This window comes from Kitasatospora sp. NPDC057512 (assembly GCF_042802135.1).
Lineage (GTDB): Bacteria > Actinomycetota > Actinomycetes > Streptomycetales > Streptomycetaceae > Kitasatospora.
The window spans coordinates 1-6,729 of the sequence record NZ_JBHVET010000493.1 but is presented as its reverse complement, the minus strand read 5'-3'; the positions used below and the strand labels follow the sequence as shown (position 1 = coordinate 6,729).

Annotated in this window: 5 protein-coding genes; 2 read left to right on the top strand and 3 right to left on the bottom strand. The window is 73.1% G+C overall.

The genetic code is table 11. The features are described from left to right. Nucleotides 1-457: DinB family protein (locus tag ACFU6K_RS27220; RefSeq protein ID WP_380667301.1), on the bottom strand; the 457-nt coding region annotated here is incomplete at its 3' end. 97 nt (nucleotides 458-554) lie between these two features. After that, the gene (locus tag ACFU6K_RS27215) at nucleotides 555-1,001 is read right to left on the bottom strand and encodes a hypothetical protein (protein ID WP_380667299.1); all 447 of its coding nucleotides are present in this window, start codon (nucleotides 999-1,001) and stop codon (nucleotides 555-557) included. 214 nt (nucleotides 1,002-1,215) lie between these two features. Between ACFU6K_RS27215 and ACFU6K_RS27210 the strand changes: the two genes are divergently transcribed. After that, complete coding sequence (locus ACFU6K_RS27210) at nucleotides 1,216-1,644, top strand: PPOX class F420-dependent oxidoreductase (protein ID WP_380667297.1); 429 nt, start codon at nucleotides 1,216-1,218, stop codon at nucleotides 1,642-1,644. Nucleotides 1,645-1,740: 96 nt separating this feature from the next. Here ACFU6K_RS27210 and ACFU6K_RS27205 read toward each other — a convergent pair whose 3' ends face one another. Next, on the bottom strand, nucleotides 1,741-2,532 hold the full coding sequence (locus tag ACFU6K_RS27205; protein ID WP_380667295.1) for a putative protein N(5)-glutamine methyltransferase: 792 nt from the start codon (nucleotides 2,530-2,532) through the stop codon (nucleotides 1,741-1,743). A 379-nt stretch (nucleotides 2,533-2,911) separates the two neighbouring features. Here ACFU6K_RS27205 and ACFU6K_RS27200 point away from each other — a divergent pair, with 379 nt between their 5' ends. Then, nucleotides 2,912-6,604: a hypothetical protein gene (locus ACFU6K_RS27200; RefSeq protein WP_380667293.1), complete on the top strand. Its 3,693-nt coding sequence runs from the start codon at nucleotides 2,912-2,914 to the stop codon at nucleotides 6,602-6,604. Nucleotides 6,605-6,729: the final 125 nt, after the last annotated feature.

Below are 6,729 nucleotides of genomic sequence, written 5' to 3'. Positions count from 1 at the left end.
GGATGTCCATGTGCCCGGCGTGCCGCGCCGTCTCCGTGGTCATGTGGATGAGCACCCAGCGCAACGAGACGGAGTTGCCCGACCAGGAGGTGCCGAGGTCGTCCAGCGCGAGCTCCCCGATCGTCTCGTCGGCGTCGGCCCGGGCCCGGGCGTAGAACGCCAGGACGTCCGCCGTCGACTCGCCGGGCTCCACCCGCATGTCGGAGCTGTCGTCGGCGTCGATGTCGAACGGCAGCGGGCCCATGTCCCGGCCGAACGTCCCCCGGAACCAGCCGAGTTCGGCACCGCCGAGGTGCTTCACCAGCCCCAGCAGGTTGGTCCCGGAGGGCGTCATCGGACGGCGCAGCTGCTCGTCGTCCAGCCCCTCCAGCTTCCACAGCACCGCCTCGCGGTGCCGGTCCAGCGCCGCCCGGAGGCTTTCCTTCTCCCCACCCGTGAAGGGCACACGATTGCTCATGCGCGGGACCGTACCAGCCGCCACCGACAAGGGCTCCGGAGACAGCCGGGGGGAGAACCGGGCACGCCCTACGGCCACTGCCCCCAGCCGTCCGGGATCACGGGTGCGCCCCGTCCCCGTACACGCCGCCCGCCTCGTCGGTCAGGTCCGCGATGAGCTCCGCGTGCTCGAGGTTCATGTACCGCAGCGGGCGCCAGCGGGAGCGGTGGTCGGGGTGGTCGCGGAACAACTCCGCCGTCACGCACAACCGCCTCCACCACAGCATGGCGTCCTGGCGCATCCGCTGCGTCCAGCCGGGCTCGTCCTTGCGGCCCTCCAGGACCACCTCCTCCCAGGCCACCAGGACGTCCGAGAGGAAGATGCAGTCGCTGGCGGTGACCTCCGCCAGCCGCACGGCGGCCAACCGGGCGCTGGTGCCCTTGGGTTGGGCCTCGACCAGCTCCGCCATACGGGCGGCCAGGAAGGCCCGCAGCGGGGTGACGTCGTCGGTGTGGAGGTCGTCGGCGAACTCCAGCAGCTCCACCTGCTTGCGTACGCGTGCCATCGTGCGGCGCTTCCCCTCGGATCGGACGGTGCGCACACACTGACGCACCGTCATCATTCTGGCCACCGACCTTATCGGCTCGCACCGGACAGCACGGCCGATTTCCGAACATCCCGCACCGGCCCGCCGGCCCGTGCCACCATGCGCGGCGTCCTCGCCCAACACGCGTGGCGGACCTTGCCTTCACACCGGTGTGAAGGCCGATGATGCTCCCATGACCGCCACTCCTTTCGACCCGTACGAGCTGCTCGCGCAGAGCCGCCTCGGCATCCTCGCCACCATCAAGGCGGACGGCCGGCCGCAGCTCTCCCCCGTCATGCCGTTCTACGACCGGGAGGCGAACACCATCCTGGTCTCCACCCGGGACGGGCTGGCCAAGACCGTCAACCTGCGCCGGGACCCGCGGGTCAGCCTGGAGGTGACCGGGCCGGACGGCCGCTCCTGGACCACCGCCGAAGGCGTGGCCACCCTGACCGGGCCGGGCACCGACCCCGAGGGGCCGGAGGTGGAGGCGCTGGTGGACTACTACCGCCGCGCCGCCGGGGAGCACCCGGACTGGACGGAGTACCGCGAGACGATGGTCGCCGACCGCCGGGTGCTCCTCACCATCCCGGTCGACCACGTGTACGGCACCCGCATCTGACCGGCCCCGCCCGGCCACCGTCACGGGGGAACGATGGCCGGGCCGCAAACTCCCCGCACGGTTGGGAAGTTCAGCGCGTCGGGTCGACGCGGCCGGTCAGCGCAGCGTCGCCGTGACCACGGTGGCGTCCAGGTCCTCCTGTCGGCTCTCCATCGCCGCCAGCCCGGCCGCCCCGGTCACCGCGAGAGCCGCCGACACCTGCCGTTCGCTGGTCTCGAAGAGCAGCGCCCCGCCGGGCGCCAGCCACCGCGGTGCCTCGGCGGCCACCCGCCGCAGCACGTCCAGCCCGTCCGCCCCACCGTCCAGCGCCGGCCGCGCCTCGTGCAGCCGCGCCTCGGGCGGCAGCAGGCCGAGGTCACCGGTCGGGACGTACGGGACGTTGGCGATCAGCACGTCCACCCGGCCGCGCAGGTCCGCGGCGACGGCGGCGAACAGGTCGCCCTCGAAGACCCGCGCCGCGACGCCGGCCAGGTTGCGGCGGGCGCAGCGGACCGCGCCCGGGTCGATGTCCGCCGCGTACAGCTGGACCGGGTGCGCGGCCGAGGCCGCCACCGCGGCGCCCAGCGCGCCGCTGCCGCAGCACAGGTCGAGCACCACCGCGCCCGGGGCGGTCAGCGCGGTGGCGGCGGCGGCCAGGAACTCGCTGCGGCGGCGCGGGACGAAGACGCCCGGGTCGACGGCGATCCGCAGGCCGGCGAACTCGGCCCAGCCGACGACGTGTTCGAGCGGCCGCCCGTCGGCGCGGCGGCGGACCATGGCGGCCAGATCGGCGGGCGAGGCGGCGGCGGCGAGCAGGATCCGCGCCTCGTCCTCGGCGAACACGCACCCGGCGGCGCGCAGCCGGGAGACCACCGAGGAACGGAGGGAGGCGGAGGAGAAGACCGACAAGAGAACCCCTTGGGGGAAGACAGGAGAGCTGACGACTCCGTCAGGGCTCCCGCGGGGGCCGACACCGCGTCGGCGCGCCGTCCGCGCTATGCGCGCGAGGCGCCCACGCGGCCGCGCTCCGGGAGCACCCGCTCGGACATTCCGTAAATGGGGCTCACCTCCCTGAGTCGCGGTCATACTCGGCGTCGGCCACCCTACCGCACCGTCAGTCGGGAACGGTCGAACAATGTCCGCCGGGCTCGCCGAACCCGCCGAGCCCGCCAGCCCCCTGACCCCGCCGGGCGCGCCGCACCTCGCGCTCGTTCATCCGAGTTATTCGATAGCTCCACCGACGGTACGCAGCGCGTAGCGGACCGTAACAGCCACCCATAGTGACGGTATGACGAGACAATCCCGCGGAGCGTCACGGCTTCGCGCCCGCACAGCCCGCTTCATCAGCGCCGCGGCCACCCTGGGTTTGCTCGGCGCCGGCCTCGGTGCCGGCCTCGCCGCCCCGCTCGCCCAGGCCGTCACGCCCGCGCACCACCCCGCCGCGCCGCTGCCGGAGCGGGTCCGGGCCACCGGCACCCCCCTGCTCCAGGAGGCCTTCACCGGTGCCACCGCCGACTCGCGCTTCGTCGCCGTCGGCTCCGCCTGCCTCACCGGCGCGGCCCCCGCCCAGCCCGGGCCGGGCGACCACCCGCTCGGCGGCTGCCCCGCCGCCGAGACCGGCCCGGTGCCGCCGCTGGACTCCGCGCCGCTCGGCTACCTGCGGATCACCGACGCGGGCAACGACCAGAGCGGCGCGGTGCTCTTCGACCAGGCCCTGCCCGCCGGCAACGGCCTGGACGTGACGTTCGACCAGTGGCAGTACGGCAGCACCACGCCGAACAACCCGGCCGACGGCATCTCGTTCTTCCTGGTGAACGGGGACGTCTCGCTCACCCACCCCGGCGCCTTCGGCGGCAGCCTCGGCTACGCCCAGAAGCTGCCCGACGACAACCCGAACCTCGGCTTCCTGCCCGGTGTCGACCGCGGCTACCTCGGCGTCGGGCTCGACGTGCTCGGCAACTACTTCGGCGACTGGGAGCAGCGCGGCAACGGCTGCTCCCGGCGCTCCCCCGCCGGCACGTCCTTCCGGGTGCCCGCGCCCGGCGCCAACATGGTCACCGTCCGCGGCCCCGGCGACGGCACCACCGGCTACTGCTTCCTCACCGCGACGACCAGCAACTTCACCACCAACGGCCCGTGGCCCTCCACCCTGCCCGGCAAGCTCCAGGGCCCGCTCACCACGATGCCGGCCGGGGTGACCCCGGCCGAGGCCCAGGCCCTGCTGGAGCCCTCGCGCCGCCGGGTGAACGTGCACCTGACGCCGGCGCCCTCCCCGGTGCTGACGGTCTCCGTCGACTTCAACGACGGCACCGGCTCGCACCAGGTGCTCCAGACCCCCGCGCCGGAACCGGGCCCCTCGACCTACAAGTTCGGCTTCGGCGGCTCCACCGGCCTGTTCACCGACGTCCACCTGATCCGCAACGTGGTGATCTACACCGACCAGCCGCTGCCCGAGCTGAACCTGGTCAAGCAGCCGCACGAGCCGCTGCCCGGGCTGCTGACGGTGGGCACCCCGATCCCGTACGACTTCGTGGTCACCAACTCCGGGAACGTGCCGATCAGCAACCTGGCCGTCAACGACCCGAAGGTCGGGCCGGTCAGCTGCCCGGTGAACACCCTGGCGCCCGGTGAGACGGTGACGTGTACGGCGACGTACCTGGTCACCGCCGCGGACGCCGCCCAGGGCCACGTGACCAACACCGCCCAGGCCACCGGAACCACCGACGGCGGCCCGGTCACCTCGCCGCCGTCCACCGTCACCCTGCCGGTGGTGGCGCCGCCGGGCATCACGCTGACCAAGCACGTCGACGCGCCCGAGCCGTTCCACGTCGGCGACACCGTGCCGTACAGCTACGTGGTCACCAACACCGGCGGCAGCCCGGTGACGGCGCTCTCGGTGACGGACGACAAGGCCACCGGGATCACCTGCGACTCCACCGTCCTGGCACCGGCCGGCAGCCCCGGGGACAGCACGGTCTGCCACGGCACCTACGTCGTGACGGCGGCCGACGCCCAGGACGGGAAGGTCCTCAACCACGCCACGGCCAACGGGACCTCGGACGGCCAGCCGGTCACCGCGGAGGCCCAGGCCACCGTCACGGTGATCGGCCCGTCCTCGATCTCCCTGACGAAGCAAGCGAGCACGCCCGGTCCGGTCCACGCCGGGGACACCGTCACCTACACCTACACGGTGACCAACACCGGCACGACCACGCTGACCGACGTGACCGTGGCCGACGACCACGTCCAGAACGTGACCTGCGACCACACCACCCTGCTCGCGGGACAGGTCGCCACCTGCCAGGGCACCTACACCGTGACCGCCGCCGACGAGCGGCTCGGCCACGTCACCAACACGGCGCAGGCGGACAGCACCGGGCCGCTGGGCGAGCTGGTGCAGAGCCCGATCGCCCAGGTGACGCTGCCGGTGGCGGGCCTCCCGAAGCTCGACCTGACGAAGCGGGCCGACAGCGCCGGCCCGTTCCACGTCGGGGACACCGTCGCGTACACCTACACGGTGACCAACTCCGGGACGACGGTGATCGACAACCTGACCGTGGCCGACGACCACGTCCCGTCCGTGAGCTGCGACCGGACGACCCTGGACCCCGGCCAGAGCACCACCTGCCACGGCACCTACACCGTGACGGCCGCCGACGCCCAGGCCGGGCACGTCACCAACACCGCCCACGCCAACGGCACCGACCCCCAGGGCCAGCCGGTGCAGAGCCCGCCGGCGCAGGCGACGGTCGACGTCGTCACCCCGGTGTCCGCTTTGGCCGTCGCCAAGCACGCCGACAGCGCCGGGCCGTTCCACATCGGTGACACCGTGCACTACACCTACACGGTCACCAACACCGGCAACACCACCATCAACAACATCACCATCACCGACGACCACGTCACCTCAGTGACCTGCGACCGGACAACCCTCACCTCCGGCCAGACGGCCACCTGTCACGGCACCTACACCGTCACGGCCGCCGACGCCCAAGCCGGGCACATCACCAACACCGCCCACGCCAACGGCACCGACCCCCAGGGCCGGCCCGTACAGAGCCCGCCCGTCGAGGCCACGGTCGACGTCGTCACCCCGGTATCCGCACTCACCATCGCCAAGCAGGCCGACAGTGCGGGGCCGTTCCAGGTCGGTGACAACGTGCACTACACCTACACGGTCACCAACTCCGGGATGACGGTGATCAACAGCATCACCGTCACCGACGACCACGTCTCGTCGGTGACCTGCGACCAGACGAGCCTCACCTCCGGCCAGAGCACCACCTGCCATGGGACGTACACGGTGACGGAAGCGGACGCGCAAGCCGGGCACGTCACCAACACCGCCCACGCCAACGGCACCGACCCCCAGGGCCGGCCGGTGCAGAGCGCGCCGGTCCAGGCCACGGTGACGGTCGGTACCGCCACCTCCTCGCTGGCCGTCACCAAGCGGTCCGACGCCGCCGGGACGGTGCACCCGGGTGACACCGTCACCTACACGTACACCGTCACCAACACCGGGAGCACCACGCTGACCGACCTCACCGTCGGCGACGACCGCGTCCAGCAGGTGACCTGCGAGCAGACCACCCTCGACCCGGGGCAGAGCACCACCTGCCACGGCACGTACACCGTGACGGAGGCGGACGCCCAGGCGGGCAGCGTCACCAACACCGCCCAGGCCTCCGCCCGCGACCCGCAGGGGCAGACCGTGCAGAGCCCGCCGGTCGAACTCTGCATCTCCGTCGCGCCCTGCCCGCCGAAGGGGCACGACCACAAGGGCGGCGGGGGCAAGGGCTGCCCGAGCCGTCCGGGCCACCACCCGATCCCGCCTCAGAAGGGCGGCCCCGGTGGCGAGCTGCCCCAGGCCGGCGCGCCGGTCGCCGTCGTCGGCCTGGCCGGGGGCGGACTGGTGACCCTCGGTGGGGCCCTGTTCCACCGGGCCCGGCGCCGCGCGGCCGCCGGTCGGTTCGTGGCGTAGCAGCCCCGATCCCCGTCTGATCCCCGCCGTCCATCGGTCGACGGACCGCCCTCGGTGCCTTCGGGCGCCGAGGGCGGTTCCGTGTCCGGACCGGGGCCGCCACCCGGGTCGGACCAGGGTTCAGG